Raw genomic sequence first — 23,499 nt, 5'->3', positions numbered from 1 at the left:
TGCAAAAATAGCGAATTTTATTATTAAATGATAGTAATTGCCTAATTATGACGGAGAGATTTCAGCCTCTCACCGCTACTCTCCGAAGGAGAGGAAGTAAAAACATAAATGATTAAACTTGTTGGCCGTCCGCTTTACGAGTCGACTCACCCCCTGCCCCCTCTCTGCTGCGGCAAAGAGGGGATAAAATATATATTTTTATTCTCACCCTCTTTCCGCTTGCGGAGAGAGGGTCGACGAGCATAGCGAAGTCGGGGTGAGTAAATAGCCGGCTTCAAACAATATCTTTCTTTCCTATATTTGACTAACAAACACATCTAACTCATGAAATTAAACTTCATAAGCGTTTTGGCTGCTGCCGCGCTTTTAGCGGGCTGCGCCGGTAACGAAAAGAAAACAACAATTGCCACTACTCCCGATACCGGGATGGCGGCAGATATAAGGCAGCATATTGCCGTTTTAGCGAACGACAGCCTGCTTGGCCGCAAGCCCTTTACCAAAGGCGAGGATAAAACCATAGCTTACATAGCCGACGAGTTTAAAAAGTTAGGCCTTGAGCCGAGTAATAACGGCAGCTATTTCCAGGAAGTGCCATTGGTAGAAATAACTTCTGCCGCGCAGGATATGAACATTAGCGGCGCGGCTACCGTTGCCCTAAAGCCGGGTGTTGATTTTGTTGCCGCTACCCGCCAAGAGGTGGATAGCCTGAGCCTGAAAAATTCCCCGCTTGTTTTTGCAGGCTTTGGCGTTGTTGCCCCCGAGTACAGCTGGAACGATTACAAAGGCCTTGACGTTAAAGGTAAAACCGTTGTGGTTTTAGTGAACGACCCGGGCTTTAAAGCTAGGGAAAAACTTTTTAAAGGCGACACCATGAGCTACTATGGCCGCTGGACCTACAAGTACGAAGAGGCCGCGCGCCAAGGCGCCGCGGGTGTGATCATCGTACACCAAACCGAACCGGCAAGCTATGGCTGGCAGGTAATACAAAACAGCTTTAGCGGTGCCAAACTTTATCTGCAACAAGCCGATAAACACATGAACCGCTGCCAGGTAGAAGGTTGGATGAGCGAAGAAGCCGCTACCAAACTATTGTTGGCGGCAGGCATCACAGGCGATATTCGCGCTTACGCCCGTAAAAAAGATTTTAAGGCCGTAGCGTTGAACAGCACAGTATCGTTATCGTTAAAAAACACGCTTAAATATTCAAAATCTCACAATGTGATTGCCACGTTAAAAGGCACGGCTAAGCCGGATGAAACCATTTTATACACCGCCCACTGGGACCACTTCGGCATTGGCAAGCCCGATGCAAAAGGCGACAGCATTTACAACGGCGCCATAGATAACGCAAGCGGCGTTGCAGCGATATTGGCGGTTGCCAAAAAGTTTACCCTGCAAAAAGATAAACCGAAACGCAGCATTGTTTTCCTTGCCGTTACTGCCGAGGAGCAAGGGCTTTTAGGATCTGAATATTATGGCACCCATCCTGTTTACCCGCTAAATAAAACCGTGGCCGATCTTAACATTGACGCCCTATCCGACTTTGGCGAAACCAGCAATTTCTCTATCACGGGCAAGGGCCAAAACGACCTGGACGATTACGTGGTAGCCTTAACCAAACCAAAGGGCTGGGATGTTGTGGGCGATGAAAACCCCGGCTCGGGCAGCTACTACCGCTCAGATCACTTTAACTTTGCCAAGGTTGGCGTACCAGCGCTTGATCTCCACAACGGCTCAAAAAGCATCCAGCGTGGCGAAGAATTTGGCAAGGAACAAGCCAAAGTATATAACGAGCAGCACTACCACCAACCATCAGACGAGTACAGCGAAGCGATGGACACCAAAGGCATGGCCCAAACTGCTAACCTGATGTACCAACTCGGCGTAAAACTCAGCAACGAAACTACCTTCCCCGGTTGGAAAAAAGGCTCGGAGTTTAAAGCGATACGGGATAAAGCAATGGCGAAATAAATTTGATTGAGAATCACCCAATTACTAAGCCCGGCTCAATAATCAGCCGGGTTTTTGTTTCTATACAGTTTAGTATTAGATTTATGCAAACCTTATTATGAAAAAGTATTAGTCACCACAACAGAAAGCCTGCAAGGCTGGGAAATTGTCAATTATATAGAACCCATATATTCCAACTTAATGGTTGGCGCAAATTTCTTTAGCGACTTTGGGGCCTCGTTTACAGATATATTTGGAGGCAGGGCAACCCGCTATGAGAAAAGCATACAGCTTTTAAACGAAAAAGCCGTTGAACTTATAAAAGTTAAAGCGCGCGGATTAGGCGCCAACTGCATACTTGGGTTAAAAGTAGATGTTGACGAAGTAAGTGGTAAAAACATGCAGATGTTTATGATAACCGCATGGGGAACAGCCGTTATTGTGAAAAACGCTGTAAACCCTATTCAGCATTCAAATTCTAAAGAAATTGATAAAGACAAAATAAACGAACGGGCTAATATTATTCGTCTTGCCAAGGCCTCGGCAAGCGATTCATTTAAACTTTTATTAAAAGATCTTCAAATAATAGTAGATACCCGCTCTGCGATGTTCAAAGACATATTATTAAGTAAATTTAAAAAACTTGATTCTGTAAATTTCAATAATAATGATGATTATAAAGAGGCGGTTAAACTGTACAATGATTATTTTTCGACATTAAACGCAGAAGATGCCATACCATTATTTTACAACGACTTACTATCAGAGACAGAAAGCCATTACTTGAACAAGGTATTAGAATTAATAAAAAACAATGACCTTGTAGATTACAACTTCATAAATCAACTTTTAGATAGCGATTTAAAGAAAAGAAAACTTGCCTTAAATATATTGCAAGCTGATAAGCCAACTTATAATATTGACGATATAGCCGCATTAGAAAAAACGATCGTTCATCTAAAGGAAGCATTTCCATCGAAAGTTACTATAGGACTAAAAAAAGGATTTTTATCTTCTACTGAAAAAGAAGTATGGACTTGCACTGCGGCACCTCAAATGCGATGGAGTTAACTTTTTGTAATAGTGGTACAAATGATCATCATGGCTTTAGATCTGATGAATTACAACTTTCCCAAATTATTACGCTATTAAACAATAAATTGGAGGCACTAAAGGTAATGCTTTAATCTATCCAATAGGGGATAAAGTAATGGCGAAATAATAGTTATATAGCCCGTCATGCCCAACTTGTTTCGGCATCCCACGAGACAGGCAATTAGCATTCTTTTTACTTTGCTTGAGAGATGCTGAAACAAGTTTAGCATGACGACTTATTTACACCTTATCTATTCTAATCCATTGCATGCCTGCGGCTTCGGCGGCTTGTACGCCGGGTTCGCCGTCTTCAAATACCAGGCAATGTTTAGGGTCTACGCCAAGCTTTTTCGCAGCGGCCAGGAACGGGTCGGCGTAGGGTTTACCATGGGTGGTTTCGCCGGCGCATATTAGCACTTCTACTTTATCTAAGATCCCTAAAACGCTTAATGTTTTTTCTACCGAAGTACGGCTCCCGCCGGATACCACACCTATACGTACCTTACCGGCATGGTTTATCAGGTGGTTAACCACATAATCAATAGGTTGGGTTTTCTCGATGTATTCGCTGAAAAACACCTTGTGTTTACGCGCGGCAAAATCAACAGGATCGAATGTAGTGTTGTACCGTTTATTTATCTCGCCCACCACATTCAGGATAGGCAAGCCGGCAAATTCATCAATGATATCACCCTCGATCACAAAGCCATCATCGGCAGCAACACGAATGTAGCTTTCCTTGTGCGCGCCCATATTATCGGCAAGGGTGCCGTCGCAATCATATAAAAACGCTTTAAAGTCCCCGGATGAAAGCTTGTTTAACGCCTTATATTTTTTTATTGAAGTTGCCTGGTCCATCATGGCTGCAAGTATATATAAACCTTCAAACATATTTGTAATGTTTAAGTTAGCAGGTTGTTAACATGGTGTTAACCTTTTTTTAATATATTGCATACCAATTATAAATACTTTCATGAAAAAAAGCTTTACCTGCCTGTGTTTACTATTGTTAGTTTTTGGCTGTAAAAAAGATAGCACCGTTACCCCGCCCGTTGTTGTACCACCGGTTGTTGTAAACACCACCCCGCCTGTTACCTTCAGTTTAGAGGAAGAAAAAAACAAAGGCAAAATAACCAATGATATAGCACTTACTTTAGATGGTACTAACCTAAAAGGTTACACATCGGGTACTACCGAAAGCCACAGTTTTGCGGTTACTTTTAAAACCAAGGATGCGGCATCAACCGTAAAAATTAAAGATATAGCTCAAGTAAGCGGTGTTACTGTAAACGATTTTACAAAGCCAATTGTTTACACCATTACCGATAGCAAGGGCGCAAGTATAAATTACACGGTAAGCATTTACAACTTTACAGGCCTGCCCATATTTAAGATAACCACGGCAAGCCCGGTGGTTTCGAAAGATGATTACGTTACCGGCGCGCTAAACATAAATGCCAATGGCTATGCCGACCAGGAAACCAATGATATTAAGCTGCAGATAAAAGGCCGCGGTAACTCCACCTGGGCATTACATCCTAAAAAACCTTATCGCTTAAAATTTGATTCCAAAGCTCAATTATTAGGCATGCCGTCTGCAAAAAACTGGGTATTGCTGGCCAATTATTCTGATAAAACCCTAATGCGCAACTACATTGCCGATGGTGTGGCTCAAAGCCTTAAAAGTGATTTTGCGCCGCATGGCATTTTTGTAGAGGTGGTAATGAATGGAGAATATCTTGGCACTTATATGCTTACCGAGCAAGTTGAAGTTAATGCCGCCCGTGTAAATATCCCCGAACTTAAACCGGCCGATAACAGCGCGTCTGTTGTAACAGGCGGTTACCTTTTGGAGCTGGACCAGCGCCAGGAAGACCCTTACAGGTTTAAAACAGCGGGTAACCTGCCGTTCACCATTAAATCGCCGGATGTGCCAAGCACGGCTCAGATGGATTATATTACAGGTTACATGCAACAAACCGAGAACGCCATTTTTGCCGCGAATTTTGCCGACCCGGTTAATGGCTACTCCAAATACATCAATTCAGATTCGTTCATCAATTGGTTTTTAGTAAACGAGTTGTTTAAGAACCAGGATGCCGCCAACTATAGCAGCATGTTTTATTATAAAGACCGCGATGGTAAACTGGGCATGGGCCCCGCGTGGGACTTTGACCTGGCTGCCGGCAATGTGGATTACAGCGATGCAACTAACCCAAACGGCTGGTGGGTGAAAGATGGCCCGTGGTTTAGCCGCCTGTTCCAGGACCCTGCTTTTGTTACCAAAGTGCGTACCCGCTGGCAGTTCCTTAAAGCTAATGGCATCCCGGCTATGTTTAAAAGCATTGATGATACCCAAACCTATTTAACCCGGCCGGCAGAGCAAAATTTTACCAAATGGGATATCCTGAACACTTATGTATGGCCTAACCCTATTGTTTTAGGTACTTATCCAAAAGAAGTGAACCAGCTTAAAGCATGGCTTATACAACGCATAGCGTGGATGGATGGGAATTTGTAATTTCGCGGTATGAATTTAAAGATCTACGTGGTGATATTTGTAGGGGTACTCATTATATTGTTTGCCGCCTTTAGCTTGTTTGCCGTTGGCGCGCAAAACCAACAATGGGGCAGCGTACTCATAGGCGCGGCCATTGGCTGCCTGCTTGCTATAGGTTTCCGCTTGATGAAGAAGAAACGGCTTCAAAATAAAAAATCTTAATAAATATTCCGCCCCGCGCCGCCATCAACCTGGATGGTTTGCCCGCTTATATAGGCTGCCTGTTCTGATGCCAGGAAGGTTACCAACGCGGCAAAATCCTCTGGCTTGCCAATGCGGCCAAGTGGTATGGCTTTAGCTTTTTGTTTGATAGCCTCGTCGGGGTCCATATCTTTTGGCATGGTGTGCTTGATGCGATCTGTAAGGATCAGCCCCGGCGCTACGTTGTTCACCGTGATGTTGTAGGGTCCAAACTCATCGGCCATAAGCTTTGCCATCCCCACTACGCCCATCCGCATAGCGGTGGATAGTACCGAACCACCCAACACCGATTTTACCGAGCCGCTTATAACATTGATGATACGCCCGCTACCTGTTTTTTGCAGATGGGGCAATACTAAACGACTGGCACGCGCCATGCTAAGCAAGTTCAGATCAAACGCCTGTTGCCATTGCGCGTCGTCAAAATTCTCAAACTTATCAAAAGGAGGGCCGCCGGCATTGTTCAGCAAAATATCTATCCGGCCAAATGCATTGGCTGCTTTGCCGATAAATTCGGTTACCTGCGCGGCGTCAGCCACATCAACAGGTATGGCTACCACTTTGTTGCCCGTGGCTTGCGTAATTTCGTCGGCGGTTTTATTTAATGCTACTTCATCGCGCGAGCCGATGATAACTTTAGCGCCTTCGGCAGATAAAGCCATCGCGATAGCTTTGCCTAAACCTTTGCTTGCAGCCAGCACTATGGCTACCTTGTTATTTAGTTTTAAGTCCATTTACTAATGTTAAACCGTTGCTAACATAAATAAAATATATTTGTACTAAGCTTAACGGCTTACTCAATATTGATACTTTAATATGAAAAACCAGGTTGCCCGTACATATTTATTGCTCGGCATTGCACTAATACTATTTGCCTGCGCAGCGCTTTTTGTGCCACCCGGCAAAATTCAGGATTTTATGAACGGCGGCTCGGCAGGTTTCGCGCTTGCAGGCTGCATCAGCTTTGTGATGTTGCTGATCCAAAACTTTAAAAAACGCTAATGAAAAAATTTATCCTAAGTGTCGGTTTTGCACTTAAAGGTATCGGGCATGCCTTTGCTACACAGCTAAATTTTAGGATACAAACCTCTGTCGCGTTGCTTGCTATCGCGATGGGTTTATATTTCGACATCAGCGCGAGCGAATGGCACTGGATAACTCTTTGTATTGCCCTGGTGCTGATGATGGAACTTTTTAATACCGGTATGGAGGCTCTGGTAGACCTGGTATCGCCGGGGTATAACGAACTGGCCGGGCATGTTAAAGATGTGAGCGCGGCAGCGGTATTAATAGTGGCGATATTTACTTTAGTGACCGGCGCCATCATTTTTTTACCCAAAATATTTCTGCTTTTCCATGCTGCATAAAACCCGTGGCATTGTGTTTAAAACCACTGACTACAGTGAAAGCAGCGTAGTAGTGCAGATCTTTACCGAGAAGTTTGGTTTGCAGTCTTACATAATCAACGGGGCAAAAAAGCCCAAGGCCAAAATAAGCCGCAACATGCTGCAGCCCCTGCATTTGTTAGATCTGGTAGTTTACCACAAAAGCAACGGCAACGTGCAGCGAATAGCCGAGTTGAAGAACTCGCCCAACCTGCAAACCATCTCGTACGATGTGATCAAAAGCTGCATCGTTATGTTCCTGAACGAGGTGCTGTATAAAGCCATAAAGCAGCAAACGCCCGATGAGGCTACCTTCGATTTTGTATTTAATGCTATTGAACTGCTGGACCATAAAACCCGCGGGTTGGCAAATTTCCACCTGCTATTTTTGGTGCAGCTAACGCGATACCTGGGTTTTTACCCCCACGGTAAGCTATTGGCCGAGGCTGATTTTTTTGACATGAAAGATGGCGTCTTCACCAATTACAAACCCGACAGCGTAAGTTACCTGTCGCCGCCGCATACCAAAAATTTATATACTCTGCTAAAAAGCAATTTTGGCAATATCGATGAAGTAAAACTAAGCAACGACGAACGGCGTTACCTAATCAATAAATTATTGGAGTATTACGCCATGCACATTGAAGGCTTCGGCAATATCCGCTCGCACGAGGTGTTGGAAGAGGTATTGGGGTGATATTGACAGATATTTACTAAATTGACCGCGTGAATAAGCAGCTAAACTTAAAAGTAATAATTCCATTTTTCGTAGCCATTGCGCTTGCGGCTTGCGGCCCGGGCAAGCCCGAGAAATCTAAAATAACGTTCAAAAGCATCGAAGGCATTACCTTTTTAGAGGTATCGCGTAAGCAGAATAATGGCCTATCTTACAACGAGTATGGTTTCCACCTAACACCTGACTGGAAGCTTCGCTTTACATCTGCCGACTCGGCAGCGTTGTATAGCCCGGTAAAAGGCAAGTTCTTTAACTTCCCCCTGGCCCTGGGTACCGATTCGGTTTTTAACATAGCACATGCCTTTTTAAAGATGAAGGTATTAAGTAAAGATAGCCTGGTGTTCCAGTTATTAGAGGCACAGGGCGACTCCATAAATCTGCATAAATCGCGGGTCACCATGAAGCTTTACGCGGAAGATTACATCAAAAATAAATTACATACCGATCTTGCTACCTTGCAACGTGCCGGCAAGCAGGATAGCATTTATGTACGGGGTTTGGTTGCCAAGGCAAATGCAGATATCAAAAAGGCATTCGCGGCATCCCAGCCGGTACAACTCATCAGCAAAAACCCAAACCTAACGGTTGAGAAAGAGAAGGCAACACCAAGCCTTTTGGACAATAAATATAGTACCGACGATGATTACCTGAACCCCGTTTACAATATTGACATCCACAAGGCCTATCAGAATTTTGACTATGCATTTGAGGCTACCGTAGATTCTGCCGGCGCCTGGCACTATAACAAACCTTTACGTGGCTTTTTAGACGATAAAGTAGCCGAAGCCTCATTCATCCGTATATCAACCGTTATTATGAATACCTATCTGAAGTTATTCCTTACTACCGTACCCGGCCAAACTTTGGGGATGAAACATGCCAGTATTATTTCGGTAAGAGTTAGGGGTTTTGTGGCCGCAAAATAATTGACAGATCAAGGACCAAGCACATACAATAAAAAGCGTTCACGGTTGTTTTGGAGACGATAAAAGTGATTAAAAGCCTACTTTTTTTGCTTAAAAAGCCTCGTAATAAAATTACCTTCTTCGCCTTTTTTTTCTTTTGGCGGGCCAATTAAAAAGGCATAATCTTGCAGGGGTGTCACATGGTCGCACACTATTTTAAACATGCCTAATAGCGGCACGGCCAATATCATACCGGGGATGCCCCAAACCGCCTCGCCTATTACAATAATAAGTATGGTGAACAGCGGATTAATGTTTAGCCTGTCGCCTACTACAAGTGGCTCAAGAAAATAAGTTTGGATGAGTTGTACCAGCCCGTAAGTTATCAGCACCCCTGCTACAACCCGTGTATCGCCACTTTGCGCAAGTGCCATTAAAACGGTTATGGATGTCCCTGTAATATTCCCCGCAAAGGGCACCAACTCCAATATACCGCATAGCACTGCGAAGAAGAGCGCGTTATTTACACCTGCAATGGTAAAGCCGATGCCGTACATTATCCAAAGTATTACTATCATCAGGCCCAATCCACCCAGATAGCTTTGGGTTACTTTACCAGCGTTATTCAGCACAACTTCGGTCTCTTTACGGTTATCTGGCTTAAATAACCGCAGGATGAACTTCTTGAAATGCGCCCGGTAAAACATGAAAAGGAATGTATAAACCAGCACCAAAATTGTATCAATCAAAATACCCGCAAACGACCCAACAAGCGTGGTTACCATTCCCGCCGCCTGGCCCATGGTGCTGCCCTGCTGCTCCTTTATTATTTTTTGCTGCTCGCGGTGCGAGATGCCGAAATGCTGCTTTACGTATTCTTTAAGGCCGGCTATGATATTTTGTACCCGCTCTTCTATTTTAGACAGGTCTTCTGCCAGGTCGTTAAATTGGTATTGCAATAGTGCAACCAAGCCCCCAATTACCAAAAGCAGGGCAACAACACTTAAAATGGATGCCAGCACGTTACCCATACCCCTGTTTTGCAGCCAATGGCATACGGGTAACAATAGCATGGATAACACCATACCAAATGTTAACGGTATCAGCACGGCCGAGGCAAAATACAGGATGCCAAATACTAATACAAAAAGTAGAAGGATGCGTAGTGTTTGGTTAAGGTAGGCAATATTCATTTGTAAGGGAGTTTGAAGATGCGCACGAGAAATAAAATCACAAAGGGCACTGAGTTTATGTAGCGATATCAACATTAACAGATATTTAATCGCCGCACCCCGCGCCCTTTGTGAAACTCATTAAAAGTTGGTTAGCCCAATATGCGTTTCTTGATATAATCTACGGCAGAATCGGCCAGGTCATTACCGCCGGTTTGCACCAGGCAGCCGTCTTCCTGAACTGTTAGTTCGGCCTCAATATTATCATCGATGTGTACTGTTAATTTATTTTGAGCCTTTTCTACGCGACAAGGCACTTCGCGGCCCGAGTAATGGATATCAAACTCGTATTTGCCGTCTTTATCTGCGGGGGTAGTGTCTTTCTCTTCAATCATGGTTTAGTTCCTTTAATATTAGATATAACACCAAAGAGCTTACCAATGTTTCATAAACAAAAAAGAGAAAACTTTTTGGGCTCTCTCTTTTTGTGTTTTTACTGACCTCATTATATCATAAAGAACAATTGGTTGGGTAGGATATATAATAATTGACCAAATATAATATCTATATACTAAGTAGACAATATTTAAATGATATTTTTTATCAACAACAGCAATAAAGTTTGGTAAATTGTTTATAAACTACCTTTTAAGGGGTGCTGTTTTAAACAACAGTTGCTTGGCAAAGCGTAAACCGCGTTGTAAAAGGGTGCCTTTGCGATTTTTTAAGAAATATTTTATAGCTTCATAAGCCGGCTTACTTTCCTTTAATATGTCGGGGAAATATTTAACAGGCTGTGTTGCCACCTGCACACCGTACATGTTTTCGATATTTGAATGAACGCCGGTGCCGTCATGCCCTATGTTGTGGATAAGCGATTGGCTTGGGTTAAGCGTAAGCCCGTTATTCAGAAAAATGGAAGCATACCAGCGGATAGCCCACGAATTATTTTTGCGGGCCTTAAAAGCCTGCATCTGTTTCCAAAAATTCATGGTGCCCTCTATCGAGAATTGATTTATCTTCTCATCATCAAAAGCGGCCATCAGTTTATCAATATCTGGCTCGAGGTTTTTCCAGGAACTTGCCCAGGTAGCCCATCCCCAGCTAAATGCGGCCCGAAAAAAGAAAGTTTCTGGCAAAGCAACATCCGCTAATGGGAACATATACGCACTAATGTGCATCACCTTATCCTCATAGGCATAACGAGCTAAGGCATCATTAAAATATTGAAGTGTGTAGGGCGATGATATTAAATCGTCCTCAAATACAATTACGTTACCATATTGGTTTACCAACTGCGTTACCCCGGCGATAATAGAATTAGCGAGCCCCATGTTCTGCTCGCGGGCTACAACCCGCACCGATTTAAACCCGGTGGCCGCTGCCGCAACTTGCCTAACCTCGTCAACCGCCGCCTTATCGGCATCAGTTTTAGCTCCGTCAGAGAAAATGAACAGGTCAGACTCTGCAGCCAGAAAATTTTTCTGCAAATAGCTCAGCGTTTGGCCCGTATGATCGGGCCGGTTGTAAACAAATAGCGCTATAGGTGCAGTATTCAATTAGTGATTTATTGTCCCGATAACTATCGGGATGGTGATTATTTACAATTAGAAGATATCTGCTTGCTTATCCGTTTTGGTGCATAGCACGGTGTAGGCATTTGCAAAACGTTCCCTTAATTTATCGCTCAATTCAACAAGGGTATTTTTCACAGCGAATTGAGCAAGTATTTTAAACCTGTTGACAAAACTCTTCGGCTTTTTTTGATTGATAAAAGTATTGAAACGGGTAACCTCGGGGCCAATGATAGAGGTAAGGTCTTTACGCACCTCGAAGCCTTCGGTCTGCAACAGGTACCTTAGTGAGGTTGGCGTGTATATATTAATATGCCCATACGCCAGGAAATGCTTTATACGCTTATCTACATTTGCTTTATAATCAATGGGCACTTCTATCACAAAATGCTTGCTCACGCGCTTAATTTCGCGCAGCAGAAGGCGCTCGTGCTCCACATGCTCTAACACGTGAGACAGGATGATCAGGTCGAAGCTATCATCCTCAAACGGCAGCTTGTAACCGTCAAATTCCTGTACGGATACCAGGTCCTTTATATTACGTGCTTTGATATGTTGTACCCCGCTATCAGAGATTTCTACGGCGTGGTACTCAGGCGCGAAATTATAGCCGGATAGCTTTTGTAATATGCTACCATCGCCCGCGCCAACTTCCAGCACTTTTTTAAACGCCAGCCCTTTACAAACATCAATAATATGATAGGCTTTATACTTGGCACCAAGCATACGCCAGGCCTCGTCATGGGCTTTGTAAAACTCGTCGTACGCGGTTTTTACGTTTTCGCTTATAATATCCTTTGCCATAGTTTTAAATATCCAGGCAGTTATCGGCCTTGTAAAATATCGAGGTTGATTTACGATAGAAAAGACCCGGCGAAATCCCGCTTAGCAGCAAATGTTTAAAGCCTTTGCCTATCAGAAAATCAACACCTTCGTTATAAACGCCACGTTCCGAATCGTCCAATACGACAACGCCGTTTGGGCTTAAAGCCTCAACAGCTTGCTTGCAGCAGTTAACGCGGTCGCGGCCATCAACTATAATTATATCGAATTTTCGGTTGAGCTTCACAGGCATTCGGCAGTAATCGCCATCGCGTATCAATTCACAAAATATCAGCTCAGAATTACCAGGTTTAACGGCCGATTTTTCTATTTTATCAAACCATTCTTTATCATGTTCTACCGATACTACCTTACCTGCATATTTTGCATAAAAGTAAGTGGAGTTGCCTGATCCAAACTCAAATACCGTATGCTGTTTGGTAAGCCTTGTTTTTATAAAATCGATAAACGAATAAGTTACCCATGGTATGGGGTTACCGTCCTGATCTACCGGCGAACGGGTGTCGAATGCTTTGAACCAGCCAATATCATCCAGGTAACCTTTTTTATCAAAAGATAGCAGCGCACGCAAATGCGACGGGTTAGTTAATACTTTTATTAATGACGAAAATGTGCTCAACGCTTTATGATTTTTTGAAAAAGTGAAATTAAGAATAATGATTTTAACATCATCACTCCCTGGTGGCTAACTTTTGGAATTAACAGCACAAAAAACGCCGAACTTGCATAAGCTATCAGCGTGGCTATGGCTGCACCCATCATCCCCATTTTAGGAATAAGGACAAGGTTAAGTATAATATTTACTATCGCCCCAAAACCTGTGCGCCAAAAAGTGAGCTTTACGTACCCCTCTGCTATTAAATACTGGCTGTTGGCCGCCCCTAAAAATACAAATACCCCCGACCAGATATGCACCGATAATACCGGCGCGGCATAGGCATACTCGGGTGTGTAAACCTTATATATTAAATGCGAAGTAAAGGTGATTATAACAGCGGCAGGCAGGCTGAGATAGATCATCAGATCGTACAGGTTTTGGATCCGTTTCTTGTATCTGTTGATGTCGTCCCGCTTTGCATTTAATATAGCCGGGAAAAGCGTGGTGATGATAACGGTTGGTATGAAATTCCAAGCTTCGCTTAGGGTGGCTACGGTTGCATACGCTCCTGCCTCTTTTACACCCGATATATTCTGTACCATCAGCTGGTCTATCTTCATATATAGGGACACCATTACGCCCGAGATAATAAGCGGCCAGGAGTAATGCAGCAGTTTCCTGGCAAGCTCGCTGTTATAAGCCCAGTTAAATATATTACGACCTTTGCGGTTATACGTAATAAAATACCCGGCAGCTAACAGCAAAAAATCGAATGCGTAAGCATACACAAACGCTATCAGCGGCATTTCAAGATAAATTAACACCAGTTTTATGGCAGCAGATAGCAGCGTGCCGGTAATTTGCACCTGCATAATGTATTTCGATTTCACCTCCGACTGGAAATATGAATCGATAACGTTAAAAGCCTGTACGATGCCTATTATGGAGAAGATCAGCACATAAGTGTATGGCGTACCGTGTGCAGGATAAACCTGATAAGCCAGCCATATCAGGGGGATGCAACCCATACCAGCAAAAAGCTTCATCCAAAAAGAAGTACCTAAAATACGGTCGCGGTTTTGGGGGAACTGGTGAAGCTCTTTAACAATAAACTGATCGAGGCCCAAGGTGGCTAATGCCGAGAAAAGATAAATGTAAGTGATGCCCCCTGTTATGATACCCAGGTTGGCCTTGCTTAAGTATCTGGCAACCTCAATACTCACAAGCATTTTAATGAACAGGCTGCCAATTTTACCAACAAGCGCCATCCCGGTATTTTTAAAATACTTATCTAAAGCTTCCTTATCAAAACCGGGGATAGTAGGTATGCGCATAATTTGCACAAATATATAAAAAGCAAAGGGCTCTCCGTTAGGAAAGCCCTTTGTGTTGTATCTTGATTCTTTGTTCTTGAATCTCCTAAACCAATTACTGGCTCTGGAATTTTTTAGCGTTAATTCTACGTTCGTTCTCGTTAAGGTAGATCTTGCGTAAACGGATGCTTTGCGGGGTTACCTCAATGTATTCGTCGGCCTGGATATACTCCATAGATTCCTCTAACGAGAATTTAATGGCAGGTGCAATACGTACGTTGGTATCGCTACCGGATGCACGCATGTTGGTTAACTGCTTGCCTTTAGTTAAGTTAATAACCAAATCGTTATCGCGGATGTGCTCGCCTAAAACCTGTCCTTCGTAAACGTCAACTCCCGGATCGATGTGGAAACGACCACGATCCTGCAGTTTATCAATAGCAAAGGCAGTAGTTTTACCGGTATCCATAGATACCAATACACCATTTAAACGACCAGGGATCTGGCCTTTCCAGGGCTCATATGCTTTAAAGCGGTGGGCCATAATAGCCTCGCCACCTGTTGCAGTTAATACGTTGTTACGTAAACCGATGATACCACGTGCAGGAATATCAAACTCTAAGTGTTGTAAGTCGCCTTTAGGCTCCATTACCAACAGGTCGCCTTTGCGTTGTGTTACCAACTCAATTACTTTACCTGCAACATCACCCGGTACATCAACTATTAGTGTTTCAACCGGCTCACATTTAACACCGTCAATTTCTTTAACGATAACTTGTGGCTGGCCTACCTGTAACTCGTAACCTTCGCGGCGCATGGTCTCGATCAATACGGATAAGTGGAGGATACCACGGCCATATACTAAGTATGAATCCGGTGATTCGGTCTCAACAACCTTCAACGCCAGGTTTTTCTCCATCTCTTTGTACAAACGGTCACGTAAGTGGCGCGATGTTACAAATTTACCCTCTTTACCAAAAAATGGTGAAGTGTTGATGGTGAACAACATGTTCATGGTAGGCTCGTCAATTTTAATAACTGCCAGTTGTTCCGGTTTGTCAAAATCGGCAATGGTATCGCCAATGTCAAAACCTTCGATACCAACTACAGCACAAATATCGCCTGCGCTAACTTCAGTAGCACGCACTTTACCCAAACCTTCAAAAGTATAAAGTTCTTTTATACGTGATTTTTGGATAGTACCATCGCGTTTTACCAATGATACCGGCATGTTTTCTTTAATAACACCACGAGCAACACGGCCTACCGCGATACGGCCTACGAAAGATGAATAATCTAACGAGGTGATCTGCATTTGCAATGTGCCTTCATTAATAGGTGCCGGCGGGATTTTTGCCAAAATAGCATCCATCAACGGGAAAATATCTTCGGTAGGTTGTTTCCAATCTGTGCTCATCCAACCTTGTTTAGACGACCCGTAGATAACCGGGAAATCCAGTTGATCTTCGGTAGCTTCAAGGTTGAAGAACAATTCAAAAATTTGCTCGTAAACTTCTTCGGGGCGACAGTTCTCTTTATCTACCTTGTTTACAACCACAATTGGTTTTAAGCCTAATGCTAAAGCCTTTTGGGTTACAAAGCGGGTTTGAGGCATAGCACCTTCAAACGCGTCACAAAGTAAAAGAACGCCATCAGCCATTTTCAATACACGCTCTACCTCACCACCAAAATCGGCGTGACCAGGGGTATCAATAATATTGATCTTAACATCTTTATACATTACCGAAACGTTTTTTGATACGATGGTAATACCACGTTCACGCTCCAGGTCATTGTTATCAAGGATTAATTCACCAGTTTCCTGCCCATCACGGAAGATGGCGCAACTGTGTAAAATTTTGTCAACCAATGTGGTTTTACCGTGGTCAACGTGTGCGATAATCGCGATATTTCTTATTTTTTGCATAAAATGCGGCCTCTAAATTTGGCGCAAAGATACGCTTTAGAAATGGCATTTGAAAGGGCAAGCGGCTTTTTACAATTAACTGATTATTACTTAATTGTTAGGTAATGGGAAGGTTACGAAAATTCAGTGTCACCTTTTTATCGGAAACGCGAAGTTCGCGTCTCTACAATATATGCAAACTTATAGACACATACTTTGCACCTTGTTTCCCCCTTACTTCCCAAACGCCCATTGTAAAAACTTAGGCATGGCTTTTCCCCAGGTTTCGGGGTCGTGGGTGCCGCCTAAAACTTCCAGGTATTGGATATCGGCGGGGCGCTGATAGCCTTTAGCAAGCAGTTCTTTTATAATGTCTATGGTGTCGTCAATAGAATCTATGATGCCGTTCTTGTTACGGTCGGCGGTTTCATCTTTTGTGCCGGTTTGCAGCCAAAATTTAAGGTCGGGTTTGCCGGTGCTGCTTCTTAGCATGCTGTGCATAATGCGGTCCTCGTTGGTGTAGCCTTTGCTCAGGTCTTTGCTTCTCCACCAAAACGAGGCCGAAAAGGCACCAACCTTATCAAACAACGCGGGGTTGTTCCACGCAACATCCATAGCGGTTAACCCGCCAAGCGAAAATCCCGCGAAAGCGGTGGTCTCAAAATCATCTATTCCGGTATGCTCGTGGATATATGGTAAAAGTTCTTCGGTAATAAACTGCGTATAAAGGTTAGCGCTGGCGCCGCGTTTTTTAAAGTCAGGCATGCCGGCAATGCCATATTCCTGTATACGCTCCTCGCCGGCGTGGATAGCTACGGTAAGCATCGGTTTTATGCAGTTGCGTTCGTATAGGTTCTCCAGGGTGTCAACCATTTTTAGATTTTCGAGTTCCTGTCCGTCGTTCAGTAAAAGTAAATTAAGGGGTTCGGCTACGCCGCCATCTTCGGGCATCAGCAGGGTGCAGGTAACGTCGCGTTCAAGTATTGTTGAGGGTATGGTAAGTTCCTGTTCTGCTATTTTCATTTCAAAATCTGTACTGTAGTACATAGGGGTAAAAATAATTTGGCCTCACCTAAATTCTCTTCAAAGTAGAGGACTTTAAGACACTTTCCAAAGCTCTTTCTTTTAAAGCGGGCGAAGTAAGGCATTGTTATCAAAATAATTAAGGGGACAAAAATACCTTTATAGTTTTAAAAATTATCGAAAACATAATTATTTGGCACGATGTTGACATTTACACACAATCCTGCTATCTTACCATCTTAAACACAACATTTTGACTGAACAACATCACCGCTGGCACTCCCCAAACTTAAACATGGACCTCGAAATGTTGGTTTTTGGCGACAGGGGCTTCCCGGTGATACTTTTCCCCACTACCCAAGGCCGTTATCATCAAAATAAAGATTTTGGTTTGATAGAAAGCGTTAAATGGTTTGTGGATGAAGGCCTGGTGAAGATCTATTGCCCGGACACTGTTGATGCCCTAAGCTGGTATGATAAAGGCATCCACCCTGCCGACCGTGCCCGCAACCACGCGTGGTATGATAAAATGCTGGTAAATGAGCTTGCCCCCTGGGCTATGCACGAAACCGGCGTTGGCAAAGTGGCCGTGGCCGGTTGCAGCTTTGGCGGTTACCACGCGGCAAACTTCGCGTTTAAACACCCCGAATTGGTTGCCCACCTGTTTACCATGGGCGGCGCCTTCGACATTAAAATGTTTACCGACGGCTTTTATAACGACGATATATTTTATAACAACCCGGTTGATTTTTTGTCAGGCAGCAATAAGCCCGACCTATGGAATATGAATATCATCCTCGGCACATCAGAACATGATATGTGCAAGGATTACAACTTCCGGATGTCGGGCATCCTGGATCAAAAGGGTATAAACAACTGGCTGGATGTCCGCCCGTTTGCCAACCACGACTGGCCGATATGGAAAGAGATGTTCCCGCATTATTTGAGCACAATTAAATAGATGCAAGAATTAAGAGTCAAGACAAAAAACTAACCACATAAAAAGTAAAACGCGGTACGGCTGCAAACCGCCAACTGCATACTAAACATATTACCATGAAAAAGAAAATAGGCATCTTATTCGGGCAGGAAAATTCATTCCCGCAGGCATTTGTTGACAAAATAAACGAGAAGGCTGAAAAAAACATATCTGCCGAATTTGTACGCATCGATAAAATGATGCAGGGCGAGCCACTGGGCTACTCTGTCATAGTAGATCGCATTTCTCAGGATGTACCGTTTTACCGGGCATCGCTAAAAAACGCGGCTATTACCGGCACTGCGGTTATCAATAACCCTTTTTGGTGGAGCGCTGATGAAAAGTTCTTTAACAACGCATTAGCCGTAAAGCTTGGCATACCTGTACCAAAAACTGCATTGCTGCCATCAAAAGACCACCCGGCAAGCACAACCGACCGTTCGTTCCGTAACCTGGCGTTCCCGCTGGATTGGGATGCTATATTTGATTACGTTGGTTTCCCGGCATATATGAAGCCGTTTGACGGCGGCGGCTGGCGCGATGTTTACAAAATAAGCGATAAAGATGATCTTTGGGAGAAATTCGCCGAAACCAAGCAACTGGTAATGCTATTGCAGGAAGAGATCATTTTTGACGATTACTTCCGTTGTTATTGCATTGGCGGTAAACACGTGCGCATTATGCAGTACGAGCCACGCAACCCGCACCATTTGCGTTACGAGCATGGCAAAGCCCCTGCATCTAAAAAAATGCTGGATACCATCACCAAGTACGTGTTGCAGCTAAACCAATACCTGGGTTACGATTTTAACACCGTAGAATTTGCTGTGCGCGATGGCATCCCTTACGCTATTGATTTTTGTAACCCCGCCCCGGATGCCGAAGTAACAAGCGTTGGTCAGGACAACTTTGAGTGGGTAGTAGAAACTGCCGCAAGCTATGCCATAGAACGCGCCAAGGCACAAAAAGATGATAAGGACAACTTAACCTGGGGCGAATATGTACGCACGGGCGTCAACGGTAAACCATTGGTAGCATCAGCAAAAACAGCTAAAGCCGATGTTAGTGCCGGCAACGTTGACCACGCTATAACAGAAGAAGAAAAACCAAAAAAGAAAGCAGCTGCCCCGAAGAAGGTGGCTAAGAAATAAGATTACCTAATTGTCATTTCGAACGATAGTGAGAAATCTTCTACAAGCGATATAACGAACTTGCAAGGCCGCTTTGATGATGTAGAAGATTTCTCCTCGTATCTCGTTCGAAATGACATTTGTTTTATTACAGACCAATAACCCCTAACCAGTTATGAACAAGTTCACCTTAGGTGTTGAAGAAGAATTTATGGTGATTGACCCTGTAACCAGGGAACTGCAATCGCACGATCAAAAAATTGTGGATAGCGCGCAAAAGATCCACGAGGACCAGGTAAAGGCCGAAATGCACCAGGCAGTTGTGGAGGTGGGCACCCACATTTGCCGCAATACAGAAGAAGCACGTAAAGAAGTGGGCAAGCTGCGTACAACCGTTGCGCAGTTAGCAGGGGATATCGGTCTGCGCATTGGCGCTGCCGGCACGCACCCATTTTCGCACTGGCAACACCAGCTGATAACCGACCACCCCAGGTATTTTGAGATAGTGGACGAATTGCAGGAAGCCGCACGCTCCAATCTGATCTTTGGCTTACATGTGCACGTGGGTATCCAATCGCGCGATATGGCTATCCATATTGCCAACCAGGCGCGCTACTTTTTACCGCACGTTTACGCATTATCAACCAATTCCCCTTTTTGGGAAGGCAGGAATACAGGTTACAAATCGTTCCGTACTAAGGTGTTCGATAAATTCCCGAGGACGGGCATCCCTGATTACTTCGATAGTATTGAAGATTACGACAGGTATATCAGGCTGCTGGTAAAAACCAACTGTATAGACAACGCCAAAAAAATCTGGTGGGACCTTAGGGTGCACCCCTTCTTCGAAACTATCGAGTTCCGCGTGTGCGATTGCCCCATGCTGATAGACGAGACCATGACTTTTGTGGCACTGTTTCAATGTATTTGCGCCAAGCTGTACAAATTGCGCCTTAGCAACATGAAGTTTATAACCTATAACCGTGCGCTTATCAACGAGAACAAATGGCGTGCTGCCCGTTACGGTATCGATGGTAAAATGATTGATTTTGGTAAGGAGCTTGAAGTAAATACCCGCGCGCTGATACTGGAGCTCTTAGACTTTATTGACGACGTGGTTGACGACCTTGGCTGCCGCGACGATCTGCAATACGTACACAAAATATTGGAGAATGGTACCGGCGCTGATAGGCAACTGGCTATTTACAACCAAAATAATAACTTTGTAGATGTGGTAGATTACATTACATCGCAAACTTTAAAGGGAATATAGTAGCCCTACCCAAACCCTCCCCGAAGGAGAGGGCTGAATTAAATAGTTTTAACAACAAAATAAAAAGTAAAGTCTCCCCTATCGGGGGAGATCCGATAGCTATCGGATTAGAGGGGGCTTAATGAACACAGATAAACCGGAAGTGAGAGTAGCCATATTAGACCTCTACGAAGGTGTGGCTAACGAAGGGATGCGGGGTTTCCGGGATATACTGGACCGCTATAAGACTAAACACGGCCTCGAATTAAGTTACCAAACATTTGACGTACGCCTAAAAGGCCAGGTACCCGATACCAATTTCGACCTGTACATTTCAAGTGGCGGGCCGGGTAGTCCGCTGGAGAGCGAAGGTACCGAGTGGGAAAAAAAGTATTTTCGCCTGATAGACAAATTGGAAGCACATAACAAACAGGAAGGCACTCAAAAAAAGCATGTATTTTTTGTATGCCATTCGTTCCAGCTAATGTGCCGCAAATATGGCCTTGGCGATATCACGTTAAGGCGTTCGCCATCGTTCGGGATCTTGCCGGTTCATTTAACTGAAGCGGGCCGCCATGAGTCGGTTTTTGATGGCCTGGCAGAACCGTTCTATACTGTAGATTCGCGCAGCTGGCAGGTAACCAACCCCGATCTGGTCCGCTTTAAAGAGTTAGGCATGGAGATACTCGCGATGGAAAAAGAACGCCCTTATGTTGACCTTCCGCGTGCCATTATGGCTATTCGTTTTAACGAGTACTTTTTCGCCACGCAGTTTCATCCCGAGGCGGATGCATCGGGTATAAAAACCATGCTGTTGCGCGAGGATAAAAAAGAGGATGTGATAAATGAGCACGGCGAAGCCAAATATAAAGAAATGCTTGAACGGCTGGAAGATCCGGACAAAATAGTGCATACCCAAAATACCATTATCCCCAATTTTTTGGATGAGGCGATCTTGAGCTTTTGTCATGCTGAGCGATAGCGAAGCATCTAATAAACGAGCGATAGGTATACTCCTGACATATGAGACAGCATAATTATTACACATATATACTTACCAACTACACGAAAAAAGTTTTATATACAGGCGTTACTAATGATATTGAAAAACGGCTATATGAACACTATTTCGGTGTAGATCAGGGAAGCAGTTTTACTTCGAAATACAAATGCTTTTATTTGGTTTGGTATGAAAGGCATCAGTATGTAAATCATGCCATCGAACGCGAAAAGGAAATTAAGGGTTGGACAAGGGCGAAAAAGATAAATTTAATAGAACAAGAAAACCCGAACTGGACTTTCCTAAATAATAATATTATGGAATGGCCGCCGATAAATACGCACATTAATTAGGGTGGTACATCAGTCGGCGATTAGATCCTTCGCTATCGCTCAGGATGACAAAAAGGACCTCTAAATTGCTTAACCCATGAACCCATCAGCCAGAGAAATATTCAACCAAAACTTCACAGAAGAAAAGTATGCTGATTTTTTGGTGGACCTTAACGCGGGCCTAAAAAAACCGATCGAGTTTCGCATTGCAGAAACGCCGGTATTTTTAACGGACGATTTTAGGGATAAGCTGTTACAAGCTGGTGAGGAAATAGTGGCCACCATTTTAAACCCCCATTTTAAGGAACAAAGTGAACGCGCCATTCCCGATAAATGGCGTGTAGCAAACGAGAACGACCACTCCCATTTTATCGCTTTAGACTTTGGTGTTTGTAAGGATGAAGCGGGCAACATTGTACCCAAGCTGATAGAAATGCAGGGCTTCCCGTCGCTTTACGGTTTTCAGGTGCATTTGGCAGAAAATTACAGGCACGCGTTTAACATACCCGGTAACCAAACCATATTTTTTAACGGACTAAGCAAAAGCGGTTACCTGGATCTGTTAAAGAAAACCATCATAGGCCCTTACGAGCCGGATGAGGTGGTCATCATGGATGTAGATGCCCCAAACCAAAAAACGGCGGTAGATTTTTACATCACCGAAGGCTACATTGGCACACCCGTAGTTTCCCTTGCCGACCTGATACAGGAAGGCGACCGGCTTTTTTACAAACAGGCATCAGGCGAAAAGAAACGCATCCGCAGAATCTATAACCGTTTGATATTTGACGAGATAGAAAGCGACCCGGAGATCTTCAACAAGGTGGTCGACATCCGCAAGCCGCTTGATGTGGAATGGATAGCACACCCCAACTGGTTTTATCGCATCAGCAAATTTACCATGCCTTTTTTGGAAGGCGACTACATTCCCAAAACACAATTTTTGCACGAGGTAAAGCAAATTCCCGAAGACCTGCAGAACTACGTGCTTAAGCCATTATTTAGCTTTGCCGGTCAGGGCGTCATCATCGATATCATGGATGGCGACATTGAAAATATAAAAGACCCCGATAACTGGATCTTGCAGGAGAAAGTAACTTACGAGCCCGTACTGCAATCGCCGGATGGCGGGGTTAAAATAGAGATCCGCCTGTTGTATTTATGGCCCGATGGCGATGCCAAACCTACCCTTGCCGTAAACCTTGCCAGGCTTAGCCGCGGTAAAATGATAGGCGTCAGGTACAATAAAGATTTTGACTGGGTTGGCGGCACCGTAGCCTTTATGCACAAATAAACATTATACTATTTTTGCAGTCTGTACGTATATAAATAAAGTATTAATTTTGCGACATGAACATACAGGCAATTATTATCGTTGTATTATTTATTGCAGCAGTTTGTTACGTTGGCCGCTTACTGTACAATAGCTTGTTCTCTAAAAAAAGCTGCGGCAGCAATTGCAAGTGCGGGGTCGATTTTTCGAACGTTGAACCCTCCAAGCAGTTGAAATAATTGCGCTGTTCTAAAACCGTACCTTTATCAATC

24 protein-coding genes are annotated in these 23,499 nt (G+C 44.0%); 14 read left to right on the top strand and 10 right to left on the bottom strand.

What is annotated here, in order from left to right; translation table 11 throughout:
• The first annotated feature begins 324 nt into the window (after positions 1 to 324).
• Both ABIB39_RS05555 and ABIB39_RS05550 read left to right on the top strand, forming a co-directional pair.
• Positions 325 to 1,971, top strand: a complete 1,647-nt coding sequence (locus tag ABIB39_RS05555; protein ID WP_354428035.1) for a M28 family metallopeptidase — start codon at positions 325 to 327, stop codon at positions 1,969 to 1,971.
• Positions 1,972 to 2,025: 54 nt separating this feature from the next.
• Positions 2,026 to 3,021: a YbjQ family protein gene (locus ABIB39_RS05550; protein WP_354428033.1), complete on the top strand. Its 996-nt coding sequence runs from the start codon at positions 2,026 to 2,028 to the stop codon at positions 3,019 to 3,021.
• Positions 3,022 to 3,285: 264 nt separating this feature from the next.
• On the opposite strand, the gene ABIB39_RS05545 is transcribed toward ABIB39_RS05550, so the two are convergent.
• Positions 3,286 to 3,936, bottom strand: coding sequence for an HAD family hydrolase (locus ABIB39_RS05545; RefSeq protein WP_354428031.1), 651 nt, complete (start codon positions 3,934 to 3,936; stop codon positions 3,286 to 3,288).
• Between the two features lie 82 nt (positions 3,937 to 4,018).
• Here ABIB39_RS05545 and ABIB39_RS05540 point away from each other — a divergent pair, with 82 nt between their 5' ends.
• Both ABIB39_RS05540 and ABIB39_RS05535 read left to right on the top strand, forming a co-directional pair.
• On the top strand, positions 4,019 to 5,566 hold the full coding sequence (locus ABIB39_RS05540) for a CotH kinase family protein (protein WP_354428029.1): 1,548 nt from the start codon (positions 4,019 to 4,021) through the stop codon (positions 5,564 to 5,566).
• Positions 5,567 to 5,575: 9 nt separating this feature from the next.
• Positions 5,576 to 5,767, top strand: a complete 192-nt coding sequence (locus ABIB39_RS05535; protein ID WP_354428027.1) for a hypothetical protein — start codon at positions 5,576 to 5,578, stop codon at positions 5,765 to 5,767.
• Here the strand turns inward: ABIB39_RS05535 and ABIB39_RS05530 are convergent.
• Complete coding sequence (locus ABIB39_RS05530; protein ID WP_354428025.1) at positions 5,764 to 6,540, bottom strand: SDR family oxidoreductase; 777 nt, start codon at positions 6,538 to 6,540, stop codon at positions 5,764 to 5,766. The genes ABIB39_RS05535 and ABIB39_RS05530 overlap by 4 nt on opposite strands.
• An 82-nt stretch (positions 6,541 to 6,622) precedes the next feature.
• Here ABIB39_RS05530 and ABIB39_RS05525 point away from each other — a divergent pair, with 82 nt between their 5' ends.
• The 4 genes from ABIB39_RS05525 to ABIB39_RS05510 are packed head-to-tail and all read left to right on the top strand — an operon-like array spanning position 6,623 to position 8,853.
• Complete coding sequence (locus ABIB39_RS05525; RefSeq protein ID WP_354428024.1) at positions 6,623 to 6,808, top strand: hypothetical protein; 186 nt, start codon at positions 6,623 to 6,625, stop codon at positions 6,806 to 6,808.
• A complete protein-coding gene (locus ABIB39_RS05520; RefSeq protein ID WP_354428022.1) occupies positions 6,808 to 7,173 on the top strand; it encodes a diacylglycerol kinase family protein in 366 nt (121 codons plus the stop codon). The genes ABIB39_RS05525 and ABIB39_RS05520 overlap by 1 nt, the downstream gene beginning before the upstream one ends.
• On the top strand, positions 7,163 to 7,888 hold the full coding sequence (recO, locus tag ABIB39_RS05515) for a DNA repair protein RecO (RefSeq protein ID WP_354428020.1): 726 nt from the start codon (positions 7,163 to 7,165) through the stop codon (positions 7,886 to 7,888). Before ABIB39_RS05520 ends, recO begins: the two co-directional genes overlap by 11 nt.
• A gap of 29 nt (positions 7,889 to 7,917) precedes the next feature.
• Positions 7,918 to 8,853: a hypothetical protein gene (locus ABIB39_RS05510; protein ID WP_354428018.1), complete on the top strand. Its 936-nt coding sequence runs from the start codon at positions 7,918 to 7,920 to the stop codon at positions 8,851 to 8,853.
• 77 nt (positions 8,854 to 8,930) lie between these two features.
• Here ABIB39_RS05510 and ABIB39_RS05505 read toward each other — a convergent pair whose 3' ends face one another.
• From ABIB39_RS05505 to ABIB39_RS05470, 8 genes are all read right to left on the bottom strand, one after another.
• Positions 8,931 to 10,025, bottom strand: coding sequence for an AI-2E family transporter (locus tag ABIB39_RS05505; protein WP_354428016.1), 1,095 nt, complete (start codon positions 10,023 to 10,025; stop codon positions 8,931 to 8,933).
• A 131-nt stretch (positions 10,026 to 10,156) separates the two neighbouring features.
• Complete coding sequence (locus ABIB39_RS05500; protein ID WP_354428015.1) at positions 10,157 to 10,399, bottom strand: hypothetical protein; 243 nt, start codon at positions 10,397 to 10,399, stop codon at positions 10,157 to 10,159.
• A 246-nt stretch (positions 10,400 to 10,645) separates the two neighbouring features.
• Positions 10,646 to 11,563, bottom strand: a complete 918-nt coding sequence (locus ABIB39_RS05495; RefSeq protein WP_354428013.1) for a glycosyltransferase — start codon at positions 11,561 to 11,563, stop codon at positions 10,646 to 10,648.
• Between the two features lie 48 nt (positions 11,564 to 11,611).
• Complete coding sequence (locus ABIB39_RS05490; RefSeq protein WP_354428011.1) at positions 11,612 to 12,382, bottom strand: class I SAM-dependent methyltransferase; 771 nt, start codon at positions 12,380 to 12,382, stop codon at positions 11,612 to 11,614.
• Positions 12,383 to 12,386: 4 nt separating this feature from the next.
• Positions 12,387 to 13,040 carry a class I SAM-dependent methyltransferase gene (locus ABIB39_RS05485; RefSeq protein WP_354428009.1) on the bottom strand — a complete coding sequence of 218 codons (654 nt, stop codon included), beginning with the start codon at positions 13,038 to 13,040 and terminating at the stop codon, positions 12,387 to 12,389.
• Entirely contained in the window at positions 13,037 to 14,353 is a 1,317-nt protein-coding gene (locus tag ABIB39_RS05480) for a flippase (RefSeq protein ID WP_354428007.1), read from the bottom strand. The genes ABIB39_RS05485 and ABIB39_RS05480 overlap by 4 nt, the downstream gene beginning before the upstream one ends.
• A 94-nt stretch (positions 14,354 to 14,447) precedes the next feature.
• Positions 14,448 to 16,259, bottom strand: coding sequence for a translational GTPase TypA (gene typA, locus ABIB39_RS05475; RefSeq protein ID WP_354428005.1), 1,812 nt, complete (start codon positions 16,257 to 16,259; stop codon positions 14,448 to 14,450).
• 213 nt (positions 16,260 to 16,472) lie between these two features.
• The gene (locus ABIB39_RS05470) at positions 16,473 to 17,285 is read right to left on the bottom strand and encodes an alpha/beta hydrolase (RefSeq protein ID WP_354428003.1); all 813 of its coding nucleotides are present in this window, start codon (positions 17,283 to 17,285) and stop codon (positions 16,473 to 16,475) included.
• A gap of 229 nt (positions 17,286 to 17,514) precedes the next feature.
• Between ABIB39_RS05470 and ABIB39_RS05465 the strand changes: the two genes are divergently transcribed.
• The 6 genes from ABIB39_RS05465 to ABIB39_RS05440 all read left to right on the top strand — a co-directional run bounded on the left by ABIB39_RS05465 (position 17,515) and on the right by ABIB39_RS05440 (position 23,248).
• Positions 17,515 to 18,222: an alpha/beta fold hydrolase gene (locus ABIB39_RS05465; RefSeq protein ID WP_354428002.1), complete on the top strand. Its 708-nt coding sequence runs from the start codon at positions 17,515 to 17,517 to the stop codon at positions 18,220 to 18,222.
• A gap of 95 nt (positions 18,223 to 18,317) precedes the next feature.
• Positions 18,318 to 19,391: an ATP-grasp domain-containing protein gene (locus ABIB39_RS05460; protein WP_354428000.1), complete on the top strand. Its 1,074-nt coding sequence runs from the start codon at positions 18,318 to 18,320 to the stop codon at positions 19,389 to 19,391.
• A 154-nt stretch (positions 19,392 to 19,545) separates the two neighbouring features.
• Positions 19,546 to 20,643: a carboxylate-amine ligase gene (locus tag ABIB39_RS05455; protein ID WP_354427998.1), complete on the top strand. Its 1,098-nt coding sequence runs from the start codon at positions 19,546 to 19,548 to the stop codon at positions 20,641 to 20,643.
• Between the two features lie 121 nt (positions 20,644 to 20,764).
• A complete protein-coding gene (locus ABIB39_RS05450) occupies positions 20,765 to 21,604 on the top strand; it encodes a type 1 glutamine amidotransferase (protein WP_354427997.1) in 840 nt (279 codons plus the stop codon).
• A gap of 41 nt (positions 21,605 to 21,645) precedes the next feature.
• Positions 21,646 to 21,975, top strand: coding sequence for a GIY-YIG nuclease family protein (locus ABIB39_RS05445; RefSeq protein ID WP_354427995.1), 330 nt, complete (start codon positions 21,646 to 21,648; stop codon positions 21,973 to 21,975).
• Between the two features lie 76 nt (positions 21,976 to 22,051).
• On the top strand, positions 22,052 to 23,248 hold the full coding sequence (locus tag ABIB39_RS05440) for a hypothetical protein (RefSeq protein ID WP_354427994.1): 1,197 nt from the start codon (positions 22,052 to 22,054) through the stop codon (positions 23,246 to 23,248).
• Positions 23,249 to 23,499: the final 251 nt, after the last annotated feature.

Source organism: Mucilaginibacter sp. UYP27 (genome assembly GCF_040547175.1).
Lineage (GTDB): Bacteria > Bacteroidota > Bacteroidia > Sphingobacteriales > Sphingobacteriaceae > Mucilaginibacter.
Note: the sequence above shows the minus strand (reverse complement) of the source record. Positions and strands in the feature narration are given on the sequence as shown.